The sequence below is a fragment of the Actinomyces sp. Marseille-P3109 genome, assembly GCF_900323545.1.
Taxonomy (GTDB): domain Bacteria; phylum Actinomycetota; class Actinomycetes; order Actinomycetales; family Actinomycetaceae; genus Actinomyces.
Genome location: NZ_OOHN01000008.1, coordinates 1,982,702 through 2,004,643 on the forward strand (window position 1 = coordinate 1,982,702; position 21,942 = coordinate 2,004,643).

Genomic DNA, 21,942 nt, shown 5'->3' on the forward strand with positions numbered 1-21,942 from the left:
GAGCAGGAGGAGAGGATCCACATGACTGACGCGATGACTGACGCAGCGGACCGGACCCGCACCGCCGTCATCCTGGCCCGGGGCCTGGGGACCCGCATGCGGGCGGAGGGCTCGGCCGGCTCCGGCCTGACCTCCCAGCAGGCCGCTGCCGCCGCCAGCGGATACAAGGCCCTCATGCCCATCGGCGGGCACCGGCTCATCGACTACGGCCTGGCGGCCCTGGCCGATGCCGGGATCGAGCGGGCCGTCCTGGTCGTCGGACCCGAGCACGAGGACTTCCGCCGTCACATCGACTCCTTGGAGCTCAAGCGGCTCACGATCGACCTGGCCGTCCAAACCGAGCCCCTGGGAACGGCCGACGCCGTGCTGTCCGCCGAGTCGGCCGTGGACGGGGAGCCCTTCCTCATGGTCAACGGGGACAACTACTACCCCCGCCGGGCGCTGCGCGACCTGGCCCGCCACCGGGGCAACGCCCTGGCCGGCTTCGACCGCGCCGCGCTCGTGGCCGACTCCAACATCCCCGCGGAGCGGATCGCCGCCTTCGCGCTCGTGCGCGCCCGCGACGGACTGCTGGAGGAGATCGTCGAGAAACCCTCCCCCCAGGCCGTCCAGGACGCAGGCGCCCACGCCCTGGTGTCGATGAACGCCTTCGGCTTCACGGCTGAGATCTTCACCGCCTGCCGCCGGATCACCCCCTCGCCGCGCGGCGAGCTGGAGATCGTCGACGCCGTGCGCGCTCTGCACAGCCCGGTGTCGGTCCTGCCCGCCACCGGGGCGGTCCTGGACCTGTCGCGCCGCGAGGACATCGGCGAGGTCGAGGCACGCCTGGCTGAGGCGGAGGTGTCCCTATGAGCCAGGAAGCGAGTCGGAGCCCCGAGGAGGTCGAGTGGAGGGTACCCGGTCGCATCGAGGTCCTGGGCAAGCACACCGACTACGCCGGCGGCTCGGTCCTGGTCGGTGCCGTCGACCGGGCGATCACGGCGCGTGCGCGCCGCGTCGAAGGACCGCAGTCGTCCCTGACCGCCACCACTGGCGGTGGCGATCCCATCACCCTGCGTGCCGGGGTGGATCCCGGTCTGGAGCCGGGCCACTGGGGGCGCTACCTCCAGACGGTGCTGGACCGCCTCACCCTCAACTTCGGGGCCGGAGTGGCGGCCCACCTGTCCATCTCCTCGGACCTGCCACCGGCCTCCGGGATGAGCTCGTCCTCCGCGCTCGTGTGCGCCACGGCCCTGGCCCTGGCCTCCCTCAACGGCTGGGACCGGGATCCCCGATGGATCGAGGCGATGCCCGACCGGCTGTCCCTGGCCGGATACCTCGCCGCCGTGGAGGGCGGGCGGAGCTGGCGCGACCTGCCGGCGACCAGCGGGGTGGGCACCCGCGGCGGCAGCGAGGACCACACGGGCATGCTGTGCGGCGTCCAGGACCGGCTGCTCCTGGCCGGCTTCGACCCGATGCGCATCGACCGGAGCCTCTCCTTCCCCTCGCAGTGGGCCTTCGTCATCGCAGTGAGCGGGGTGCTGGCGCACAAGACCGGCGCGGCCCTGGAGGACTACAACCGCGGGCCGAGTACCGTCCAGTCGGTACTGGCCAGATGGAACAAGGCCACTGGACGCGCCGACGCATCCCTGGCCGGCGCGGTCAGGCACCTGGTCGGGGACGCCACCGGCGATCAGGCGGCCGGAGACCCCGCGCTGCGGGACCTGCTGGAGCTGTGCGAGCCCGGCTACGAGCAGGAGAGGATCGAGCAGTTCCTCATCGAGTCCCTCGTGCTGGTGCCGGCCGGCGCCCGGCTGATCGCCGCGGCCGATCCCGGCGTCGGCGAGGTCCTCCAGCGCTCCCAGGAGCTGGCCGACCGGGGGCTGCGCAACCAGGTACCGCAGACCCGGCTCATGGTGTCCCTGGCCCGTGACATGGGGGCCATCGGCGCCTCCTCCTTCGGTGCCGGGTGGGGCGGGTCGGTGTACGCCCTCGTTCCGGCCGATGATGCCCAGGACTTCGCCTCCCAGTGGCTCCAGGCCTATCGGGACCGCGAGCAGAAGGCCGAGCAGGCCGCCGCGATCGTGACCAGGCCGGGGTCGGGGGCCTGCCGGCTGCTCTGAGTGCTCTGAGTACTTTGATCGGCGGCCGCGTTCACACCGCGTCGCGGGTGACGGGGCAGGTCATGCAGTGCGAGCCGCCGCGTCCGCGCACGAGCTCGACGCCGGGGGTCTCGACGACCTCGATGCCGGCCTTGCGCAGGGCGTCGTTGGCGCGCTGGTTGTGGGCGTAGCCGATGACCCGCCTGGGAGCCAGGGCGACGACGTTGCAGGAGTCGCGGGCGAGCTCACGCAGGGCCTCGGCCTCGTCGGAGGCGCCGGGGCTGATAACGCGGAAGGAGTCGATGCCGGCGGCGCGCGCCAGGACCGCGTCCATCTCGGAGCCGTCGTGGACCGTCACCTTGAGGGCCCGGCCCGCTGCTCCGGGCTCGATCTCCACGGTGGTGACCTCCGTGAAACCGGGGAAGCGCAGGTAGGTGTCGGGGCTGACCTTGGTCATGAGGGTGTCCAGGTGCATGACGGCCTCGAGCTGGGTATAGAAAGCGGCGTCGGGCATGTGGACGCCGATGACCCGGTCGGCCACGCCGGCCTCGAAGAGCTGGGAGGCCAGGCGCTCCACGCCGGCGGCGGTGGAACGGTGGGTGAGTCCCATGACGAGGGTCCGGTTGCCCAGGATCTGGAAGTCGCCGCCCTCGATGGTGGAGGCCGCTGATACCCGCCCCTGCTCGCGCCACAGGCGGGCGGCCGGGTCGGGGGAGCCGCCGAGCTCGGCCAGGCGGGGGGCGAAGGCGGGGTGGTAGCGGTAGACGGCCTCGTAGCCGACGGCCTCGCGCCGGCGGGGCTCCAGGGCCATGGAGTTGACCGAGACCCCGCCGTAGAGCCAGGCGGAGGTGTCGCGGGTGAAGAGCAGGTTGGGCAGGGGGGTGACGACGAACTGTCCCTCCAGGGTGGACAGGTAGGTGGAGGAGAACAGGTCGCGTCCGTCGGCCGAGCTGAGTCGCTCGCGCAGCTCGGTGCGGGTGATGCCTGCCAGGAGCGCCTCGGCGAGCTCGGCGTCAGGCAGGGACTGGAAGTAGTCGATGAGGAGCTCGGAGGCCGAGACGCCGACGACGTCGGGGCCGACCGCCTCGTCCAGCACCAGGCTGCGGGCCTCGGGCACGGCCAGGACCTCGGTGAACAGCTCACGGAAGTCGTGGACGACGACGCCTTCGGAGCGAAGGATCGCGGTGAAGGCGTCGTGCTCGGCCTGCGCCCGGGGGATGTTGAGGGCGTCGTCGAAGAGTAGGGAGTCGGCGTTGATGGGGGTCAGGCGGGCGATCTCCCCGCCGGGGCGGTGGACGATCACCTCGCGTAGAGCGCCGGTCTCGGAGTCGACTCGTCCCCCGCCATCGGCTACGGGGATGAAGGGGCGGCTGGCGGTCTCGCCGGTCTGCGTCATGATGACAGGGTAGCGGGAGGTGGATGATTCGCCCGCCTCCCTGCCGAGCGGCCCATGGAACAGTCACTCACATCTTCAACGACTTTTGTTGAGCAACGAATCAACAAAGGCATCAACGATGCATACTTGTCGTAAACCACGAGAATGGTAGGATAAATTGCCCTTAGACACCTCTTCCTAGACAGGAGTTCCCCTGATGAAAACCGCCGTCCGCCTCTCTCTTGTCGCCCTCCTCCTGGCGGGCCTCGCCGCACCGGCCAGCGCAGTACCGGCCAGCGCAGCGCCGGCCAGCGTCCCTGTGAACCAGGACGACTCGCCAGCGAAGTTCCGCAGAGCCAAGATGTACCCGGGCTGGTGCCTCATCAACCAAGCAGTCTGCTACGAACCGTGGGGAAAGGCGTGGCGCAACTGGTGACGTAGCTGTCGACACGCTCTGTGTTTGCCCGCCATCACAGGCAGGTAAGCCCAGAGGTGTCGGCATCCATGTCACTCAACATTCACGCACTAGCCCCTCGGCAACATCATATTATTTTATCACAGGATGCAGAGTAATAGTTTATTCTACACAATCTGGGTGCGATTCAGTAAGTTCTTACCGCACCTGAGAATAGCTATTCTTTTATCGGCTGCACTGCCGATACTTTCTTTGGATTTAGTTATCTTAACTAACTATATCGATCGATCTTTTTTGGTCACAGAATCTCTTCAACTCTCCGCTTTTTTCGCGTATTGCGCCTCGAAAAAACGAAGCGTCGGAGCACTTGCTTTTTCGACGATACTACTAATCAGCTTCACACACCCCATATTGCAGCCAGGGTGGAGCTGGTGTCTTGTTTTTGTTATTATCATCGACCTCCTCATCTCTAAGCGCACAAAATTAGCCCTCATTCAGTTCCCTATACTATATATCGCACAAGTTTCGGCTGGATACAAACCACTTTTCACCGCTCTTACCGTATTTTTCGCTGTGCTGGTTTGTTCATCCATCAGCATCCTCATCCGTGACGCCAGAGAGCGTCTCGAGAAGATGCAACGGGAGGCGGAACGTTCCAAGGAGGTCGCCGCCGAGCTCATTCAGCAGCTGCGGCGCGACATCGCCGACAGCCTCCACGATGACCTGGCCGCCGACCTCACCCGCATGCTCATCATCTCCCGCTCCATCAGGCTCCCCAACGGCGACGACCGCGACCGCATGCTCGACCTCCAGGACCGCACCCAGCAGGCCCTCGCCCACCTGCGCCTGCTCATCCATAACCTCGCCATCTCCAAGGGACCTCCCAAGGAGGAGCCCACCCTCCAGGAGATCGTCGACTCCAGCGCCTCCACGCTGGCGCAGCGCGAGATCATCCTGGACGCGGACCTGGACGGCATCGAGAGAATCCCGGCGCTGCACCGCTCCGAGCTCGGCCGGCTCCTGGTCGCCTTCATCCGCGAGAACACCCTCAACGCCCTCAAGTACAACTCCCCGCGCGATCTGGTCTCTCTCTTCGTGGAGCAGGAGCAGGACACCCTCTTCATCAGCTGCAGCTCGCCCTGGCGGGAGCAAAAGGTCCCCGAGGAGATGCGCGGAGGGTACGGTTTACTGGCGCTCCAGGACCGGTTCGAGAACGCCGGAGGGTCGCTGAGCTCCAACCGGATTGGAACCTCCTGGACCGTTCTCGCCAGTCTCCCCTGGAGTGAGGCCGCCATACCAGCTACCAGTGCGAGATCCATCATGTCATCGCCGGACGGAGTCGCTTATGCCTAATCACACCCTGCGTTCCCTGCGAGTTCTCATCGTCGATGACGATCCTCTGATCCGCACCACCTTCGCCGAGCAGCTCGATTCGCAGCGGGCCATTACCGTCGTTGCCGCCGCCTCCGGCGGACGGCAGGCCATCAGTCTGCTCATGACCGGGCAGCAGCCCATCGACGTCGTCCTGCTGGACAGCGACATGCCGGACATGGACGGCGCCCAGACCGCCAGAGCGATCTATGAACGCTTCCCCAGGATGCCCATTGTCATGTTCACCGTCTTCAGCCGCGACGAGATGCTCACCGACGCGCTGGCCGAGGGAGTCAACGGATTCATCACCAAGGATGAGAGCACGGAGAACGTCGCCGCCGCCCTGCTGCGCGCCAGCCGCGGCGAGCCGGTCATGTCCTCGCGCCCCACGAAGATGCTCGTCAACGCCTATCAGTCCGAGCAGAAACGGGCCTCCGCGGAGGCCCGCATCCAGGAGCTGGTCAATGAGCTGCCGCCTCGGCTCCAGGAGGTCTACACCTGTCTCCTGGAGGGCCTGACCAACCGGCGCATCGCCCGGAAGCTCGGCATCTCGGAGAACACCGTGCGCATCTACGTCTCCGAGGTCCTCCACCGCCTCGGCCACACCTCGCGCACCGAGCTCATCGCCGCCGCCCTGGGGAACTAGAATGCCGCGGCGGTCAGCACCGGTGGCCTGGGGCGGAGGAATCCCACACCCTACGCTGGGGCCATGAACGCCACTCCCACCCCGGCCCACCCGCTGCCGCGCCACGTCTCAGAGATCTTCGACCCCGCTCGCTGGCGTGAGGTGCCCGGCTTCGACCACACCGGGTCCAGCACTCAGGCCGCCGAGGCACCCCGGGCGGAAGCCCTCACGGACGTCACCTACCACCGGGGCTGTGTCCGCGATGAGAACGGAACCTGGCTCACGGACCTGCCGGTGGTCCGGGTGGCCTTCAATCGCCCCGAGGTACGCAATGCCTTCCGCCCCCGGACCGTCGACGAGCTCTACCGGGTCCTGGACCACGCGCGCATGAGCGGCGACGTCGGCGCCGTCATCCTCACCGGCAACGGCCCCTCCCCACGCGACGGCGGCTGGGCCTTCTCCTCCGGAGGCGACCAGCGCATCCGCGGCCGGGACGGCTACCGCTACGAGCGGGACCAGGCGCCCGATGCCCCCGACGCGCCGGCTACGACCACTGGCGATGCGGATGCCGGAACCTACAGCCACGAGGCCGACGTCGCAGCCGCCCAGGCCCGGCTCGACACCGCAAGGGCCGGGCGCCTCCACATCCTGGAGGTCCAGCGCCTCATCCGCACCATGCCCAAGGCCGTCATCGCCGCCGTGCCGGGCTGGGCGGCAGGCGGCGGACACAGCCTCAACGTCGTATGCGACCTGTCCCTGGCCTCCATCGAGCACGCGCGCTTCAAGCAGACCGACGCAGACGTCGGCAGCTTCGACGCCGGCTACGGCTCAGCGCTCCTGGCCCGCCAGGTCGGGGACAAGCGTGCCCGCGAGATCTTCTTCCTGGCCCGCACCTACGACGCCGTCACCGCCGAGCGCTGGGGGGTCGTCAACGAGGCGGTCCCCCACGCCGAGCTCGAGGAGCGGGCCCTGGAGTACGCGGCCACGGTGGCGGGCAAGTCCCCGCAGGCCATCCGCATGCTCAAGCTCGCCTTCAACCTGGCCGACGACGGCCTGGCCGGCCAGCAGGTGTTCGCAGGCGAGGCCACGCGCCTGGCCTACATGACCGATGAGGCGGTCGAGGGGCGCGACGCATTCCTCCAACGCCGTACCCCCGACTGGTCGCCTTTCCCTTACTACTTCTGATGCAGAGACGACATCCATTCTTCGTCCCCGGTTCGCGATGACCACCAGTCACCGCAGGCGCCAAGACCGGACATCAACCATGGGACCGGATTCCTCATGCTGGAGATGGCCTCGAAAAGCCGAATCCAGGTGAGCGCCACAACGGATAGGGCGAATAGCGGGACAAGAGTTCCCAGCATTTTCTATGCCATAAGAGAAAAAGCACTCACCATTTTTTTCTCACCATGACGGGAGCTGTTCGCGATTCCCCAAGCCTAGGGACGAATGCTTGGGAAACCGCGGCAGGACGGACGATCGCCCCACAGGCACTGACATTCGTCAGTACCGAGGCCAGACCCCCGAAGGCGACTTTCTTGTTAGCTGCATCACACATGATGTGCCTGTCCCGCCTCTCCCAACCCCGGGAGGACTGGGAGGAACGGACCCGGTCGATGGCTCGGCACCTGGCCAGGGTCACCAGCCAGGCACCCGCGCCACCCCTTGGACAAGGCGCCCCGCGCGAGGCCGGAGGCCCGGCACAGCTTCTCGATACCGGGCACCGAGCGCCGGCAGTTGATGAAGGAGCATGCGAAGAAGTCGACCGGGGCGACCTTGCCGGCGCGATCCCTCTGGAGCAGGGCTCATTGCCGGGCGTGTTGAGCCAGGAGACTGTGCCGTCGAGGACGGGGAAGCAACCCGCAGTCTCCAAACGTGGTGGCCCGGGCTGGCGGCCCCGAGAAGGAGTCGCTGTGAAGGAGGCGGTCGGTGCGGACCTGGAGAGGAGCCGGGCAGACGGCGTTGGAGAGCGGCGTCGCATCTCCTCGCTTCTGAGACGTGCGGGTGTCATGGCTTCTGAGACGCCGGCAGGGTGGGCCGCCGGGGGCGCGAGACGTGACCGAGACTCGATCCCACTGCCGGGACCCCTTCAGGTCGGCTACTGCACGAGGATGGGGTTGTACTGACCAGGGGTTGTCCATACTGCACGAGACCCCGACCTTCGTAGAGTGCCCCCACCTGCCGGCCAGTAGCACCCCACCCTCGTGCAGTATGCGCTGGGTGCTGCCAGAACGACCAAGCACACCCCTTCGACGACGCGATCAACGACCCCAGCACCATCGTGTCAGCACCGATTCATCCAGCGGCACCCGCCACAGCGACGGCTGTGAGGACCGGGCCGGCGCAGGGTACGCCGGCCGCCCGCAACACTAGGCCGAGCAGGAACCCGTTCGAGGGATTCCTCGAGCTGCCGACACATGGAAGCGCGCGAAGAAACGTCCCAAAACCTCCATCCCCCTCGGCAGCAGCAGGCCCACGCCGATGAGAGCGAGCATGACGATGCCGATACGCCGGATGAGGTACTACGGCAGGTGGAGCAGGCCCAGCAGGGTCGTCCCCAGCAGCATGAACACCGTGAAACTGACCACAAGGACGCCTACCTCGAGGTAAGGATGAAAGCGGGAGGCGAGGCCGCCTCCGGACTCCTCGGCGTCACCGCGTGCGCCCTGCGCTCCCGCGGAGAGGAGGACGACGGGGAGTACGGGCAGAACGCACGGGGAGATACCCGCGATGAACCCTCCTAGCAGTCCGATGACCACCAGGCTAGAGATGGTTGTCACGATAATTCATCCTTTCGGTCCGTTTGTTGTTGCTAGTCTCGAAAGAGGTTCGGAGCCATCGGCAACGGGGATTGCCGAACAACACATAGCCGTCTATGACGATCGTCACTCACGACGGGCGCCGTCGGACTCCCACATGAAACTTCCGTGAACAACACGGACGACGGCGACTCCGGATCCGCATGTGCGGGACATCCCGCACTGGCTCGTACTGACACTGCACCAGCAACCGCATAAGGAGAACTCATGCGATCCACCGCTACACGTGCCAAGACCCTCGCCGCCTCACTCCTCATCGTCACCGCCGGACTCGGTCTGGCCGCCTGCTCCGGCTCCGGCTCGAGCGACTCGACCACCCCCGCCACCGAGAAGACGGCCGGCAAAACCAGCGACGGTGGCTCCGCCACCCCCGGCGCTGACAGCAAGGTGTCTGATGGTGCCGGCAGCACGGGCGGCGCGGGCGAGGGCTCCGCGAAGCCCGGTGGTGACAGCCAGCAGGGCGGCTCCGACAGCAGCGCGGACACCCAGGGCGGTTCCGACAGTCAGGGTGGCTCTGGCAGCCAGGGAGGCTCCGGCTCCGTTCAGGGCGACAACCCCGAGGGCCACCAGGGTGGTGCCGACAGCAGCGCCGACAGCCAGCAGGGTGGTGGCTCCACCGGCGGCTCCGAGCAGGGCGGCGGCAACTGAACCGGTAGACCCGCTTACCCATTCGGCGAGGGCCTCGTCACAGTGTCAGCTGTGGCGAGGCCCTCGCCGTACCACCTTCACCGGTCTTCCTCCGGTTCCTCCGCCCGGCGCGAGGAGCGCGACGAGCACCGGGTAACGAAAGCGTTGCGACCGAACCGCCTCTCATGCCAGGCTTCCGAAGGCCGGGCCGGTGGACAACGGACGACTAGGACACCGTTCGAACTGCAAGCCGTCCGCCGGCCCGGCCACCGCACTGTTCGTTCCCCGACACCTGGAGGCACCCATGCTGTCCACCCTGCTGGAGAAGACCGAGCCCTCACGACGACGGATCGGGACCGCGATCATCGTCGGCATCATCGGAGGGTTCTTCTCCGCCATCGTCAAGTTCGGCTGGGAGGTCCCCTTCCCGCCCCGCACCCCGGAGCGCAACGCGACGAACCCGCCTCAGAGGCTCCTGGAGCAGCTGGGCATGACTCCGGAGCAGTCGCACACCAGCGCCACCTTCAACGGCAACGAGGGCCTGCCGATCTACTCCTTCATCATCCACTTCAGCTTCGCGATCGTCTTCGCCGTCTTCTACTGCGTCATGGCCGAGTACTACAGATCGATCACGCTATGGCAGGGGGCCGCCTTCGGCCTGCTCGTGTGGGTGGGGGCGCACCTGGTGCTCATGCCGCTGACGGGCACGGTTCCCTCACCCTTCCCGTGGGTCGCCGGCGGGCAGACCTGGGCGGAGCACTTCTCCGAGGCGCTGGGGCATGTCATCTGGCTGTGGTCCATCGAGCTGGTGCGCCGCGACCTGCGCAACCGCATCACCCACCAGCCCGACCCCTGGGTTCGGCTCGACGCCGAGTCGGCCCGCTGAGCCGCAGCGGTTTCCCGCGACCCCCATAGTGTGGGCTGCACCGTTATTACGGTGCAGCCCACATCGTTCGACAGTATCGTTAAGCGACTCCAGGACGGGCATCGCCTTGCCGGAGATATCCCTTGTACTCCGCCCAGTCCACAATCTGGCGCCAAGCCAGTGCCACGCGCCTTGCGCCTGCGAGCCCAGACACACCAACACTTCGCAAACCCGGAATCTGACAACCCCTAGCAGTCATGATCGGAGGGTAGTAGGTATTCAAGAATTCTTCCTCACCACCTTCCTCCGGCTCCCATGATCTCCAGTCGGAAGACACGCACAGAGTCGCCGTGACTACAGCATTCGATTCAGTGCACTTCGATCCGACACGCCGGTCTCACACGGGATCGCGACAGGTCGACAGAGTCAAGGAAGACCTCACAGAGTGATGATGACGGTGGCGGCTGCGACGGCGAGGCCGTAGGCGAGCTCGAGGAGTCCGGCGTCGCGCAGGGAGCTGATGAGGGAGCGTCCCCGGGCACCGGCGCGTACCGGGGCGGTGGCTCGCCGGACCAGCGGAAGCAGCAGGAGCGGAACACCCACTGCGATCAGCAGGCTCAGCAGCGGGCTGATGCTGCCTCCGCCGTCGGCGGGACTGGCGGACCCGGTCTCACGCGCCCATAGAAGCCCGACCGCACCCAACAGCAACGGCAGGTGGACCATGCCTGAGAAGGCGCGGCGAGTACCTCGCTCCCCCAGACGAACAGCCAGAGTCATCTTGCCGTGTGCGGGGTCGGTGTCGATGTCGCGCAGGTTGTTGACCATGAGCAGGGAGCAGGCGAGCAGGCCGATCCCGCAGGCCGAGGGCCACAGCCAGCCCGGGACCGTGCCGACCTGGACGTAGGTGGTCCCCACGGTGGCCACCAGACCGAAGAAGACGAAGACGAAGACCTCGCCCAGGCCCGCGTAGCCGTAGGGGTGGGATCCGCCGGTGTAGAACCAGGCGGCGGCGATCGCGGCGGCGCCGACGATCAGCAGCCACCACTGGCCGCTCAGGGCCAGTAGCGCCAGCCCCAGGAGGGCTCCCAGGCCGAAGCAGCCGAAGGCGGCGAGCTTGACGGTGCGGGGGGCGACCTGCCCGGAGGCGGTCAGGCGCGGTGGCCCGGTGCGCTCGTCGTCGGTGCCGCGCACGCCGTCGGAGTAGTCGTTGGCCAGGTTGCAGCCGATCTGCAGCGCCAGGGCGATGCCCGCGGCCAGCAACGTGCGCACCACGGAGAAGTCCCCCATCGCGGCGGCTGCCCCGGCGCCCAGGATGACGGGGGCGACAGCGGCCGGCAGGGTGCGCAGGCGCACCACCTCCGCCCAGCTGGTGGCGCGAGGTCCGCCGTCCTGTGCGCTCTCGACGCTCTCGCCGCTCACGACTCTCTCCAATCCTCTAGGGTAAGCGGCAGTGACCCTACCAGCGCCGTGGCCGGTGCCGGCACAGGAGCCGGTCCAGGAACGGCACCGCAGCCAGGACGCCTCATCGTCAGGAAGACCTCTGTGAGACACCCAGACCTTTGCCCCCACGATCCCTCGGGCGAGCCTGCGCCCGGTCGCTCAGCGCGTGGTCCTTCGGTGCGCGAGCGTGCTCTGGGGGCGCTGACCGGCCTGGCCCTCGGCGACGCGCTGGGCATGCCCACCCAGTCCATGAGCCCGGAGCAGATCCGCCGGCACTACGGCACCATCACCGGCCTGCGCGACGCCGTCGCCGAGCAGCCCATCGCCCCCTCGATGCCGGCGGGCAGCGTCACGGACGACACCGAGCAGGCCCTCATCCTGGCCGGCCTCCTCATTGACGGCGGCGGCCACGTCGATCCTCACCACCTCGCCGAGGCCCTCCTGACCTGGGAGGACGACATGCGCGCCCGCGGCTCGCTCGACCTGCTGGGGCCCTCCACCAAGCATGCCCTCGAGCAGGTGCGCGCCGGCGCCGACCCTCGCCGCACCGGTCGGGAGGGCACCACCAACGGCGCCGCGATGCGGGTGTCCCCAGTGGGCATCGCCTTCTCCCTGAATACCGCGGACGACGCCCTGGCCCGCGCCGTTCACGCCTCCTGCCTGGTCACCCACGACACCCGGCAGGGCTTCGAGGCCGCCGGTCTCATCGCCGCGGCGGTCAGTGCGGCCATCGACGGCGCCGACGCCGGCTCCGCCCTGGAGGCGGCGCTGGACTTCGTGGTCGCCCACCCCCAGGAGGGCCACTGGACGGAGAAGGCCTCCGTCACCGCCCGCACCCGCCTGGCCCTGGAGAAGACCCGGGGCCTGCAGGGCGACGCCCTGGCCGACCATGTGCGCGAGTACGTCGGAACCTCGGTGGAGTCGGCCGAGTCAGTCCCCTGCGCCCTGGTCATCGTGCGCGAGTTCGCGCGGCGGCCCCTTGCCGGTCTGTGCTTCGCCGCCGAGCTCGGGGGCGACACCGACACCATCGCCGCGATGGCCGGCGCGATCCTGGGAGCGAGCGCGCCCCGTCTCCTTCCCGCCGAGCAGGTCCGGCAGGTGCTGGAGCGCTCCGGTTTGGAGCTCGCACCCGTCTGCGAGGCCCTGCTCGCGATCCGCTCGGAGCACGCACACCTCGGGAGGCGGTCATGACGGGACGAGTCATTCACACCGGTCAGGTTGTCATTGACCTGACCCTGCGCATCGAGGCGATTCCTGAGCCGGGCGGTGACGTGTTCGCCGACGAGGCGGGGATGGCCGTCGGCGGGGGCTTCAACGTGCTGGCTGCCGCCCGCAGGCTCGACGTCGAGACCCTGTACGCCGGTCCGCTCGGCGACGGCCCCTTCTCCGAGGCCGCCGCCAAGGCCCTGGAGAAGATCGGGGTGCCCCATGTCGGGCCGCTCGCACCGGGCGACCTGGGGTACTGCGTCGCCATGACCGACGCCCGCGCCGAGCGCACCTTCGTCTCCACGCGCGGGGCCGAGACCCGGGGCCCGGTCGATGCCTTCGACCACCTGGACGTGCGCGACGACGACGTCCTGTACATCAGCGGCTACTCCCTGGCGGATGAGGCCTCCACTGCCGCGCTTGAGCGCCTGGCCGGCCGTCTGGCCGAGGCCCGGGCGGGTTGCGCGGCGCTGTTCGACGTCTCCCCCATGGTGGGCTCGGTTCCCATGAGCTCGCTGGAGCGCCTCGGTGAGATGGGTCCGATCTGGTCGCTCAATGAGCGCGAGGCCGGGCTGCTCGCGGGCCGCCTGGGGCTGGCCGTTGAGGCGGGTGACCACGGCGGCGCCTGCGAGGCGCTGTCGGCCAGGCTCGGGACGGTGCTGGTGCGGGCCGGGGCGCAGGGCTCCTGGTTCTCCGACGGCGACGCGGTGGTCCACACCCCGAGCATCCCGGTGACACCGGTGGACACCAACGGGGCCGGAGACGCGCACTCGGGTGTTCTTGCCGCGGCCCTGGCCCGCTCCATGGACCTGACGACGGCGCTGCGCTGGGCGAATGTGGCCGGTGCCCTGACGACGACGCGCTTCGGCCCGGCCACCTGCCCGAGCGAGGCGGAGATCAGGGCCCTGGCGTAGGAGGCTCCGTGGCCTCGTCAGCTGTGGCTGCGGCGAGGAGCCGGGCGACGGCGCGCCGGTCGACCTTCCCGCTGGGGCGCAGCGGCAGGGCCTCCAGGATGACAATCCGTTTGGGGGTGTGGGCACCGTCCAGCCGGTCGCGGATCGCCTCACGCAGAGCGGCGCCGTCAGGGCGGCTCCGGCCGTCGGAGCTTCCCGAGCCCTCCTGCCCGGTGGCGAGCTCGCACACGACAGCAGCAACGACGACGCTGCCCCACTGCTCATCGGGCAGGCCGACGACGCAGGCCTCGGCCACCGTCTCAAGGCCGGTGAGGGCCTCCTCCACGTGGCGGGGCTCGACCTTGACGCCGCCGGTGACGATGACGTCATCTAGACGCCCCAGGACCTCCAAGCGCCCGTCGGGCCGCAGTCGGCCGCGGTCGGAGGTGATCAGGACGCGCCCGGCCCCGGTGTGCCGAAAACCCTCACGGGCCCGGCCCGTGCCGTCGGGATCCGGGTCGGCTTCGTCGGGGTCCCACAGGTAGCCCTCGGCCAGGACCGGCCCGGATACGAGGATGCGGCCGGCGCCGTCGGCGTCGGGGTCCTGGATGGCGAGCTCGACGCCGTCCAGGGGCCGACCGTCGTAGACGCAGCCCCCGCCGGTCTCGCTCATGCCGTAGGTGGTGACCACGGTGATACCGGCCCGCCGGGCCCGGGCCAGCAAAGAGGGATCGGCGGCAGCGCCTCCCAGGAGGACGGCGTCGGCTTCTGCCAGGGCCCGGCCCGCCGTCGGGTCCCGCAGGACGCGCACCAGCTGGGTGGGGACCAGGGAGACGTAGAGGCGGGTGGTGGAGCCGGCAGTGGGGCCGGTGACTGACCGGGCCGAGCGCAAGGCGTCCGCGAGCGCCGTCGGGCTGAATCCCGTGCTCGTGTCGACCACGACCGGAGCGGTTCCGGCCAGGAGCGAGCGGATGAGGATCTGCAGGCCGGCGACGTGGTGGGCGGGCAGCGGCAGGACCCACGTGCCCGGGCCGCCCAGGTGATCGTGGGTGGCGCGGGCGGAGGCCACCAGGGCGGCGGCACTCATGGCGATGAGCCTGCCGGTGCCGGTGGTGGAGCCTGAGGTGCGCAGGACCAGGTCCGTGCGCGAAGGGACCCGGCAGACGCGGCGGGCCAGATCCGCCTGGACTCGGCGGGGATTCTCGCCCGGGCCGATGGGCACCAGCAGCGGAGAGGAACTCGTGGGCTGCTTGCCCGTCCCACCCGCGGCAGCCACTACAGCCTGATCCCTGTGGGCTGTGAGCAGGCCGCGCCGGGCCAGGCGCTCGGCGAGGGCGGCACGCAGGGCGGCGACGTCGTCGGGGGCGGTTCCACCGGTCAGGAGGCGGAAGGTCGGCGGGGTGGACACGGGATGATCGTGCCACGCCTTCGGAGGGAGGGGTATGCGCAGGTGCAGGGGTCTGCGGGGCCGGTCGGCTCGGTTAGGGTTGGCCCATGCGTATCGTCCTCATCATCCTGGTGTTCGCCCTGACGCTGTACGCCCTGCTGGACTGCGCGCGCACGCCGGAGGAGAGCATGCCGGCGCGGATGCCGAAGTTCCTGTGGATCACCCTCATCGTGCTGTTCCCGACCATCGGTCCGATCGCCTGGATCATCGTCTCGCGGGTCAAGGCCGCTGAGGAGCGCGGCGGCTACGTGGAGCCCACCGTGTGGTCCTCCAAGGAGGGCACGACCTTCCGTCGCCCGGAACGGGCCCGGCCCATGGCGCCCGACGACGACCCGGAGTTCCTGCGGGACCTGGAGCAGGACATCCGCCGTCGTAAGCACCATCCGAAGGAGTCAGGTAGCAGCGGTGGTGCCGGCAGGGATGAGAAGCCCGACGCCGGAGAGGCGGGCGACTCCGACCGTTCCGGTACTGACCAGCGCTGAGCAGCTGGGTAGGACTGAGACCGAGGCGCCCGGCCGCGGGCGGTCTCAGGGCAGGGCGGCCTGGGCCGTGGGCCAGGGGCCGGTATCGACGTCGTAGCCGTGGGCAGAGGCGTGGATGAGCCAGTCGCCCGGGATCCAGGTGCGCCCCACGACCTGGGGGTGGTCGGGCATGTATCGCACCGACCACAGGATGAGGACGAGCTCGGCCCACTGGGCACGGATCTTGAGGCGCACCGAGCCGGAGGCGTTGGCGGCGGCGATGACGATCTCCCCGGTGGTGGTGAGCCGGACCTCCTGGACGTCGGCGTAGGAGATGGGCATGACGCCCTCCCCGGTACCCAGATAGATGCCGTGGGTCGAGATGGTGAGGCGGGCGCGGGCCAGGTGTCGCCACTTCTCGACGGCGTCGGCCTCGGCGGCGCGACGGCGCCGGTGGTTGAGGTAGGCCTGGCCGCCGAAGAAGGCGGCCGTCAGAGCCAGGCCGACGGGTCCTCCGGCCAGGAAGAAGCCACGCGAGGGGTTGTAGGTGGCGTCCCCGCGCCGCCACATGAGCAGCTCGGCGTCGCAGGTGGCCAGCATGACCTCGCCCGAGCCCAGGGCCGGGCGCACGGGGTCGATGGTGGGTGAGACCGGGTTGGGACGCCGGCCCTGGCGGGTGGCGGTCAGGACGGCGGCGGTGTGCCACCACACGAAGTCCTGCCCGGTCCAGGGTCGCCGTGGGGCGGGCCTTCGAGAACCGGGGCGCAGCACCTCACCGGATGCGGCGGGCCGGCTGCCTGCGCGCACGATCTCGCTGCCGACCGGGCGCGAGGGCGGCTGCTGGGTCACCGCGTCGCCTCACCGCGGCCAGTGCGGTCAGCACTGTCAGCACGTTCGCCGTGGTCGGCCCGGCCAGTGGCTGCCCGGGCGGCGGAGGTACCGGGCACCATGTCGCGGGCCTGACGCAGCAGGTCCCCGGCCGGCTCCCAGTAGGCCAGCCCCACCAGGGTGCGGTCTTCGAATGTCAGGGAGGTCAGGGAGGCCAGGGCGCACTGGCGCCGACGCGGGTCGTGGGCCAGGGGGCGTCCTTCCAGGAAGAGGCGCAGCGACCAGATGGGCAGCTGGTGGGAGACGAGGAGCGCCTCATGGCCCTCGGCGACGTCGAGCGCGGAGACGACGGCGCCGCGCATGCGCTCGACGATCTCGCGGTAGGGCTCGCCCCAGGAGGGGCGCAGCGGGTTGACGTAGCTGCTCCAGTGGCTGGGGTGGGCCAGGATCCAGCGGTTGCGGTTGACGGCGATGCCCTCGAGGCTGCTGCCGGCCTCGATGAGCCGGGCCTCCGTCGTCGGCGCCAGCCCGAAGGCGGCCACGGTAGGGGCTCCGGACTCTCGCGCGCGCTCCAGGGGCGAGGTGATGACCTGGGTGATGTCGTGCCCGGAGGCGGACAGGACGTCAGCGACCTGTTGGGCCATCTGGTGGCCCAGGGTCGACAGGTGGTAGCCGGGCAGGCGGCCGTAGAGGATGCCCCCGGGGTTGTGCACCTCGCCGTGCCGCATGAGGTGGATCGTCGTGCGCGCCATGCGGTGATTCTCGCACGCTCGCCGGCAACGGTCAGCCACCGGGTCCCGTAGGGTGTTACGCATGACGACTCGCAGTGCATGGGGTCTCGGCCTGGCGACCGTGACCGACGACGGCAACACCCTTGACGTGTGGTATCCCCGCCCGGTCCTCGGCGACGAGCCCGAGGACGGGCACGCCGACCTCCTGGCGACTCTGAGCGCCATGGAGCGTCGCGACGAGGCCCGGGGCGTGCACACCACCGTGGTGCGCACCTGGGCCGACCTCGACGACGCCCCCCAGACCGTGGCCGGCGGCTACCTGCGCCTGCACGCCCTGTCCCACCGCCTGGCTAAGCCCAACACCATCAACCTGGACGGGATCTTCTCCCGCCTGCCCAACGTGGTGTGGACCTCCGCCGGCCCCTGCCGCGCCGAGGACTTCGAAACCACCCGCACCCGTCTGCGCGCCGCTCTGGGCCGCCCGGTCCAGGTCCACTCCGTGGACAAGTTCCCGCGCATGACCGACTACGTCCTGCCCTCGGGGGTGCGTATCGGCAACGCCGCGAACGTGCGCCTGGGCGCCTACCTCTCCGAGGGCACCACGGTCATGCACGCCGGCTTCGTCAACTACAACGCCGGGACGCTGGGCCGCTCCATGGTTGAGGGCCGCATCTCCCAGGGCGTCATCATCGGTGACGGCTCCGACGTCGGCGGCGGCGCCTCCACGATGGGCATGCTCTCGGGCGGCGGCCGTCAGCGTGTGGCCCTGGGTGAGCGCTGCCTGCTGGGAGCCAACTCGGGGCTCGGGATCCCGCTGGGTGACGACTGCGTCGTCGAGGCGGGCCTGTACCTGACGGCCGGAACGAAGGTGTCCCTCATGCCGCAGGGCGGCGTGGTGCCCGGCAGCCACGGCCTGTTCGTGGAGCCGCGCGTGGTCTCGGCCCGCGAGCTGGCCGGCGCCTCCAACGTCCTGTTCCGCCGCAACTCCCAGTCCGGTGCCGTCGAGGCGCTGGCTCGCGGCGGCAAGGGCATCGAACTGGACTCAGCGCTGCACACGAACCAGTAGGGCTGCTCACGTCCGCTGCTACAGCGCCTTGGACCGGCCGTCTTCCGCCTCAGCCGCGGGAGGCGGCCGGTGGCTTCGGGGCAGGCAGCGCGCTCAGGAGGAGCCGGGTGTAGGGCTGGGCGGGGTGCTTCATGAGCTCGGCCGTGGGGCCGGTCTCCACGAGGCGGCCGGCCTGGAGCACCGCCGTCGTGTCGGCGAGGTAGCGGGCCGAGGCCAGGTCGTGGGTGATGTAGAGGATGGACAGGCCTCGCTCCTGGCGCAGCCGCGCCAGCAGGTCGAGGATGCCGGCGCGCAGCGGGGCGTCCAGCATCGAGGTGGGTTCGTCGGCCACCAGCACCTCCGGGCCGCAGGCCAGGGCCCGGGCGATGGCCACGCGCTGACGCTGCCCGCCGGAGAGCTCGTGGGGACGCGCCCCCAGGAGGCCGGGCTCCAGGCCGACGGCGTCCAACAGCCGGGCAGCCTCGGCCACGGCGTCGGTCTGGTCGTCGGTTCCCCCGCCGGATTCCGGCGCGCTCCGGTGCAGGGCGAGGGCCCGTCCCAGCGTGCGCTCGACGCTGTGGGCCGGGTTGAGGGAGGCGAAGGGATCCTGGAAGACCATCTGGACCCGGTTGCGGTACTGGCGGGAGGCACGGCGCGGCCCGCGGGCCAGGACGTCGCGCCCCTCCAGAAGGAGGCGCCCCGCGGTGGGGGCCTCCAGGCGCGCGATGATGCGGGCGAGGGTCGACTTGCCCGAGCCGGTCCGCCCTACCAGGGCGAGGATCTCGCCGCGGTGCAGGGTCAGGTCGACGCCGGCCAGGGCCTGGATGGTGCGTCGCGAGAGCAAGCCGCCGGCGGGAAAGTCCTTGGACAGGCCTTTCACCTCGAGGACCGGCTCCGTCGGCGCCTCCGGCGGGCGGCCGGGGTCGGGCCGCACCGGCAGGCCGGCCATGAGCACCTTCGTGGCCGGGTGCGTGGGAGCGGTCAGGATGCTGGCGGTCGGCCCTTCCTCCACGAGGCGACCCGCCTCCATGACGCCGATGCGGTCGCACACCCCGGCCATGAGGGACAGGTCGTGGGTGATGAGCAGGACGGAGAAGCCCAAACGGGCTTTCAGACTGAGCACCAGTGCCATGACCTCCCGCTGGACGACGACGTCGAGTGCCGTGGTCGGCTCATCCAGGATGAGCAGGCGGGGCCCGAGCGCCAGGGCCATGGCGATGACGATGCGCTGGCGCTGCCCACCGGAGAGCTGGTGGGGGTAGGCGCGCAGCCGGCCAACCGGAATGCCGACGGACTCCAGGAGCTCGGCGGCGCGCTCGCGGGCGGCGCGTCGTCGTAGGCCCTCATGGGTGGTCAGGACATCGGCGACCTGCTCGCCGATCGTCGTGACGGGGTTGAGGGCGTTCATGGCGGACTGGGGGACGAGGGCGACCTCCCGCCAACGCAGGCGGCGCAGCTCACCCGGATCCAGGGCCAGGACGTCGCGCCCGCCCACCATGACACGGCCGGAGGTCACGCGCGCCGTGGGGCCCAGCAACCGCATGATCGCGGCTGCGGCCGTCGTCTTGCCGCAGCCGGAGGGACCGGCCAGGCCCACCACCTCGCCTGGCCCGACAGTGAGGCTGAAACGGTCGACGCCGACGACGCGACGGCCGCCGTCTGCGCGTTCACCGCCGTCGGCGCCGTACTCGACGCTCAGGTCCTCGATGCGCAGGAGCGGCTCGCGGTCCCCGCCGTCTTCGACGATCGGGCCGGCCGAGTGTGCCGGAAGGCTGACGGGGCGCTCCACGTCAGGGCCTCCCCGAGTCGGCCGGCGCAGGCGGGGGTTGGTGGCCTCGTCGACGCCGGCGTTGATGAGGGCCAGGGCGTATGCGACCAGCGCGATGGCCAGGCCCGAGGGCACGAAAGTCCACCAGCGGCCGGTCATGAGGGCGCCGTCGGTGGCGGCCCAGTGGAGGTTGGTGCCCCAGGACACGGAGCCGGACGAGCCGAGCCCCAGGAACTCGAGCCCGGCCTGGGCGCCGATGGCGGCGTTGACGCAGCCCAGCAGCGTCGACATGACGACGGAGGCCATGTTGGGCAGCATCTCCCCCGCCATGATCCGCACGGGTCCTTCCCCAGCGACGACGGCGGCCTCCACGAAGTCGGTGCCGCGCAGGCTCATGGCCTGGGCACGCAGGACGCGGGCGGCCCCGGCCCAGCCGGTGACGACGAGGACGATGAGGGTGCTGGCCCACCCCGGGGGCATGTAGGCGGCCAGGACGACGAGCAGCGGCAGCCCCGGCAGCAGGAGGAAGACGTTGGTGACCACGGACAGCAGGCCGTCGACCGCCCGCCCCAGATATGCCGAGGTGAGGCCGACGACGAGGGCCACGAGGGTCGCCAGCACGCCGGCGCCCAGGCCCACGGCCAGGGAGGATCGGGCACCCCACAGGGTCATGGCGAGTACGTCCTGCCCCTTGGGAGTCACGCCGAGCCAGTGGGCCGGGCTCGGGCCGCAGGCCGGTGCGCCCGTGATGCGGGCGGGGTCGCCGGGACTGATGACGGGGGCCAGGAGCGCGGCGATGGCGAACAGGGCGAGGATCGTCGTCCCGGCCCGGGCCCGGCGGGAGCGGGTCAGGGAGGAGAGCAGTCCGGCCAGGGGGCCCCTGCGCCGTCGGGCCGGGCTCATGACTCCCCCTGACCGCTGGCGCGCACGCGGGGGTCGAGGCGGACGTAGACGAGGTCGACCAGGAGGTTCGCGGCCAGGACGGCGGCGGTGATGGTCAGGAAGATGCCCTGCATGAGCGGGTAGTCCAGGGCGCTCACAGCGCTGAAGAGCTGGTAGCCGATGCCTGGGTAGGCGAAGACGACCTCGGTGAGCATGGAGCCGCCGACGACGAAACCGAGTGACGTGCCGATGTTGGTCACTGTGGGCAGCATGGCGTTGCGGGCGGCGTAGCGCAGCATGATCCGCGAGCGCGCGAGCCCCTTGGCCTCGGCCAGGAGGATGTAGTCCTGGGAGGCGGTGGAGATCATCGTGTTGCGCATCCCCAGGGCCCAGCCGCCCAGGGAGACCGCGACGATGGTGAGGGCCGGCAGCGCGAGGTGCTGGGCGACATCGGCCAGGAAGGTCGGGCTGGTCCAGTCCACGACGGTCCCTGCGGTGTAGGCGTGGCGCAGCGGGAACCAGCCCAGCCCCACGCCCAGGACGTAGAGGGCGCCCATGGCCAGCCAGAAGTAGGGGAAGGAGCCGAGGAGGACCAGGAGGGGCACGAGGATCGAGTCGGCCGCTCCCCCGCGCCGCCAGGCCGCCAGGATCCCCAGCAGGCTGCCGGCGCCGGCCGCGATGACCAGGGCGGCTCCGCCCAGCAGGACGGTCCAGCCGATCTGGCTGCCGATGACCTCGCTGACGGGGGCCGGGAAGCGGGAGATGGACACTCCCAGGTCCCCGGTGAGGACGGACCGGAGGTACCTGAGGTACTGCTGCCACAGGGGTGCGTCGTCCAGCCCGAACAGCCGGCGCAGCTGGAGGGCCTGCGTCTCGGTGAGACGGGCACCGGAGCGGGCGAACATGCGTGAGACGGGGTCGCCGGGCATGAGCCGGGGCAGGAGGAAGTTGAGGGTGATCGAGGCCCAGAGGGCCACGAGGTAGTAACCCAGGCGCTTGAGGATGTAGGCCACCGGCGTATCCCTCCCTCCCGGTCCTGAGGTGCGAGCAGCTGCGGGCGACT

20 protein-coding genes are annotated in these 21,942 nt (G+C 70.0%); 12 read left to right on the plus strand and 8 right to left on the minus strand.

Annotated features, from left to right (window positions below; all coding sequences use genetic code 11):
* Window positions 1-21: 21 nt before the first annotated feature.
* Both BQ8008_RS08620 and BQ8008_RS08625 read left to right on the plus strand, forming a co-directional pair.
* Window positions 22-852 carry a nucleotidyltransferase family protein gene (locus BQ8008_RS08620; protein ID WP_108833655.1) on the plus strand — a complete coding sequence of 277 codons (831 nt, stop codon included), beginning with the start codon at window positions 22-24 and terminating at the stop codon, window positions 850-852.
* Window positions 849-2,102 carry a galactokinase family protein gene (locus BQ8008_RS08625; RefSeq protein ID WP_108833656.1) on the plus strand — a complete coding sequence of 418 codons (1,254 nt, stop codon included), beginning with the start codon at window positions 849-851 and terminating at the stop codon, window positions 2,100-2,102. The genes BQ8008_RS08620 and BQ8008_RS08625 overlap by 4 nt, the downstream gene beginning before the upstream one ends.
* A 31-nt stretch (window positions 2,103-2,133) precedes the next feature.
* Here the strand turns inward: BQ8008_RS08625 and BQ8008_RS08630 are convergent, their stop codons facing one another.
* Complete coding sequence (locus BQ8008_RS08630; RefSeq protein ID WP_108833657.1) at window positions 2,134-3,477, minus strand: arginine deiminase; 1,344 nt, start codon at window positions 3,475-3,477, stop codon at window positions 2,134-2,136.
* 196 nt (window positions 3,478-3,673) lie between these two features.
* Between BQ8008_RS08630 and BQ8008_RS08635 the strand changes: the two genes are divergently transcribed.
* The 4 genes from BQ8008_RS08635 (at window position 3,674) to BQ8008_RS08650 (ending at window position 7,052) form a co-directional block, all read left to right on the plus strand.
* Entirely contained in the window at window positions 3,674-3,892 is a 219-nt protein-coding gene (locus BQ8008_RS08635; protein ID WP_108833658.1) for a hypothetical protein, read from the plus strand.
* 552 nt (window positions 3,893-4,444) lie between these two features.
* Entirely contained in the window at window positions 4,445-5,224 is a 780-nt protein-coding gene (locus BQ8008_RS13715; RefSeq protein WP_234415309.1) for a sensor histidine kinase, read from the plus strand.
* Entirely contained in the window at window positions 5,217-5,888 is a 672-nt protein-coding gene (locus BQ8008_RS08645) for a response regulator (RefSeq protein ID WP_108833660.1), read from the plus strand. The genes BQ8008_RS13715 and BQ8008_RS08645 overlap by 8 nt, the downstream gene beginning before the upstream one ends.
* 63 nt (window positions 5,889-5,951) lie before the next feature.
* Complete coding sequence (locus BQ8008_RS08650) at window positions 5,952-7,052, plus strand: 1,4-dihydroxy-2-naphthoyl-CoA synthase (RefSeq protein WP_108833661.1); 1,101 nt, start codon at window positions 5,952-5,954, stop codon at window positions 7,050-7,052.
* Window positions 7,053-8,389: 1,337 nt separating this feature from the next.
* On the opposite strand, the gene BQ8008_RS13720 is transcribed toward BQ8008_RS08650, so the two are convergent.
* Entirely contained in the window at window positions 8,390-8,647 is a 258-nt protein-coding gene (locus BQ8008_RS13720; protein WP_234415310.1) for a hypothetical protein, read from the minus strand.
* Between the two features lie 246 nt (window positions 8,648-8,893).
* Here BQ8008_RS13720 and BQ8008_RS08670 point away from each other — a divergent pair, with 246 nt between their 5' ends.
* Both BQ8008_RS08670 and BQ8008_RS08675 read left to right on the plus strand, forming a co-directional pair.
* The gene (locus tag BQ8008_RS08670; protein WP_108833663.1) at window positions 8,894-9,334 is read left to right on the plus strand and encodes a hypothetical protein; all 441 of its coding nucleotides are present in this window, start codon (window positions 8,894-8,896) and stop codon (window positions 9,332-9,334) included.
* 283 nt (window positions 9,335-9,617) lie between these two features.
* Entirely contained in the window at window positions 9,618-10,199 is a 582-nt protein-coding gene (locus BQ8008_RS08675) for a YagU family protein (protein WP_108833664.1), read from the plus strand.
* A gap of 417 nt (window positions 10,200-10,616) precedes the next feature.
* Here the strand turns inward: BQ8008_RS08675 and BQ8008_RS08680 are convergent, their stop codons facing one another.
* The gene (locus tag BQ8008_RS08680; protein ID WP_108833665.1) at window positions 10,617-11,597 is read right to left on the minus strand and encodes a 1,4-dihydroxy-2-naphthoate polyprenyltransferase; all 981 of its coding nucleotides are present in this window, start codon (window positions 11,595-11,597) and stop codon (window positions 10,617-10,619) included.
* Between the two features lie 198 nt (window positions 11,598-11,795).
* Between BQ8008_RS08680 and BQ8008_RS08685 the strand changes: the two genes are divergently transcribed.
* Together BQ8008_RS08685 and BQ8008_RS08690 are read left to right on the plus strand one after the other, a co-directional pair.
* Window positions 11,796-12,809, plus strand: coding sequence for an ADP-ribosylglycohydrolase family protein (locus tag BQ8008_RS08685; RefSeq protein ID WP_108833666.1), 1,014 nt, complete (start codon window positions 11,796-11,798; stop codon window positions 12,807-12,809).
* On the plus strand, window positions 12,806-13,738 hold the full coding sequence (locus tag BQ8008_RS08690) for a PfkB family carbohydrate kinase (protein ID WP_108833667.1): 933 nt from the start codon (window positions 12,806-12,808) through the stop codon (window positions 13,736-13,738). The genes BQ8008_RS08685 and BQ8008_RS08690 overlap by 4 nt, the downstream gene beginning before the upstream one ends.
* On the opposite strand, the gene BQ8008_RS08695 is transcribed toward BQ8008_RS08690, so the two are convergent.
* The gene (locus BQ8008_RS08695; RefSeq protein ID WP_108833668.1) at window positions 13,722-15,125 is read right to left on the minus strand and encodes an AMP-binding protein; all 1,404 of its coding nucleotides are present in this window, start codon (window positions 15,123-15,125) and stop codon (window positions 13,722-13,724) included. The two genes, BQ8008_RS08690 and BQ8008_RS08695, sit on opposite strands and share 17 nt — an antisense overlap.
* Window positions 15,126-15,211: 86 nt before the next feature.
* Here BQ8008_RS08695 and BQ8008_RS08700 point away from each other — a divergent pair, with 86 nt between their 5' ends.
* Entirely contained in the window at window positions 15,212-15,646 is a 435-nt protein-coding gene (locus BQ8008_RS08700) for a PLD nuclease N-terminal domain-containing protein (RefSeq protein WP_108833669.1), read from the plus strand.
* Window positions 15,647-15,691: 45 nt separating this feature from the next.
* Here BQ8008_RS08700 and BQ8008_RS08705 read toward each other — a convergent pair whose 3' ends face one another.
* Together BQ8008_RS08705 and BQ8008_RS08710 are read right to left on the minus strand one after the other, a co-directional pair.
* Entirely contained in the window at window positions 15,692-16,474 is a 783-nt protein-coding gene (locus BQ8008_RS08705) for a hypothetical protein (protein ID WP_234415311.1), read from the minus strand.
* A complete protein-coding gene (locus tag BQ8008_RS08710; protein WP_108833670.1) occupies window positions 16,471-17,205 on the minus strand; it encodes a histidine phosphatase family protein in 735 nt (244 codons plus the stop codon). The genes BQ8008_RS08705 and BQ8008_RS08710 overlap by 4 nt, the downstream gene beginning before the upstream one ends.
* 61 nt (window positions 17,206-17,266) lie before the next feature.
* Here BQ8008_RS08710 and dapD point away from each other — a divergent pair, with 61 nt between their 5' ends.
* Window positions 17,267-18,250 (plus strand): 2,3,4,5-tetrahydropyridine-2,6-dicarboxylate N-succinyltransferase, encoded by a 984-nt coding sequence (gene dapD / locus BQ8008_RS08715; protein WP_108833671.1) that lies wholly within the window; start codon window positions 17,267-17,269, stop codon window positions 18,248-18,250.
* A 49-nt stretch (window positions 18,251-18,299) separates the two neighbouring features.
* Here dapD and BQ8008_RS08720 read toward each other — a convergent pair whose 3' ends face one another.
* Together BQ8008_RS08720 and BQ8008_RS08725 are read right to left on the minus strand one after the other, a co-directional pair.
* Complete coding sequence (locus BQ8008_RS08720) at window positions 18,300-20,900, minus strand: ABC transporter ATP-binding protein/permease (protein ID WP_108833672.1); 2,601 nt, start codon at window positions 20,898-20,900, stop codon at window positions 18,300-18,302.
* Window positions 20,897-21,892, minus strand: coding sequence for an ABC transporter permease (locus tag BQ8008_RS08725; protein ID WP_108833673.1), 996 nt, complete (start codon window positions 21,890-21,892; stop codon window positions 20,897-20,899). The genes BQ8008_RS08720 and BQ8008_RS08725 overlap by 4 nt, the downstream gene beginning before the upstream one ends.
* Between the last annotated feature and the right edge of the window lie 50 nt (window positions 21,893-21,942).

Excerpts from the sequence above, each read along its gene's own strand:
- BQ8008_RS08620 (WP_108833655.1), top strand. The coding sequence starts at position 22 with ATGACTGACGCGATGACTGACGCAGCGGACCGGACCCGCACCGCCGTC.
- BQ8008_RS08625 (WP_108833656.1), top strand. The coding sequence starts at position 849 with ATGAGCCAGGAAGCGAGTCGGAGCCCCGAGGAGGTCGAGTGGAGGGTA.
- BQ8008_RS08630 (WP_108833657.1), bottom strand. The coding sequence starts at position 3,477 with ATGACGCAGACCGGCGAGACCGCCAGCCGCCCCTTCATCCCCGTAGCC.
- BQ8008_RS08635 (WP_108833658.1), top strand. The coding sequence starts at position 3,674 with ATGAAAACCGCCGTCCGCCTCTCTCTTGTCGCCCTCCTCCTGGCGGGC.
- BQ8008_RS08645 (WP_108833660.1), top strand. The coding sequence starts at position 5,217 with ATGCCTAATCACACCCTGCGTTCCCTGCGAGTTCTCATCGTCGATGAC.
- BQ8008_RS08650 (WP_108833661.1), top strand. The coding sequence starts at position 5,952 with ATGAACGCCACTCCCACCCCGGCCCACCCGCTGCCGCGCCACGTCTCA.
- BQ8008_RS08670 (WP_108833663.1), top strand. The coding sequence starts at position 8,894 with ATGCGATCCACCGCTACACGTGCCAAGACCCTCGCCGCCTCACTCCTC.
- BQ8008_RS08675 (WP_108833664.1), top strand. The coding sequence starts at position 9,618 with ATGCTGTCCACCCTGCTGGAGAAGACCGAGCCCTCACGACGACGGATC.
- BQ8008_RS08690 (WP_108833667.1), top strand. The coding sequence starts at position 12,806 with ATGACGGGACGAGTCATTCACACCGGTCAGGTTGTCATTGACCTGACC.
- BQ8008_RS08700 (WP_108833669.1), top strand. The coding sequence starts at position 15,212 with ATGCGTATCGTCCTCATCATCCTGGTGTTCGCCCTGACGCTGTACGCC.
- BQ8008_RS08710 (WP_108833670.1), bottom strand. The coding sequence starts at position 17,205 with ATGGCGCGCACGACGATCCACCTCATGCGGCACGGCGAGGTGCACAAC.
- dapD (WP_108833671.1), top strand. The coding sequence starts at position 17,267 with ATGACGACTCGCAGTGCATGGGGTCTCGGCCTGGCGACCGTGACCGAC.
- BQ8008_RS08720 (WP_108833672.1), bottom strand. The coding sequence starts at position 20,900 with ATGAGCCCGGCCCGACGGCGCAGGGGCCCCCTGGCCGGACTGCTCTCC.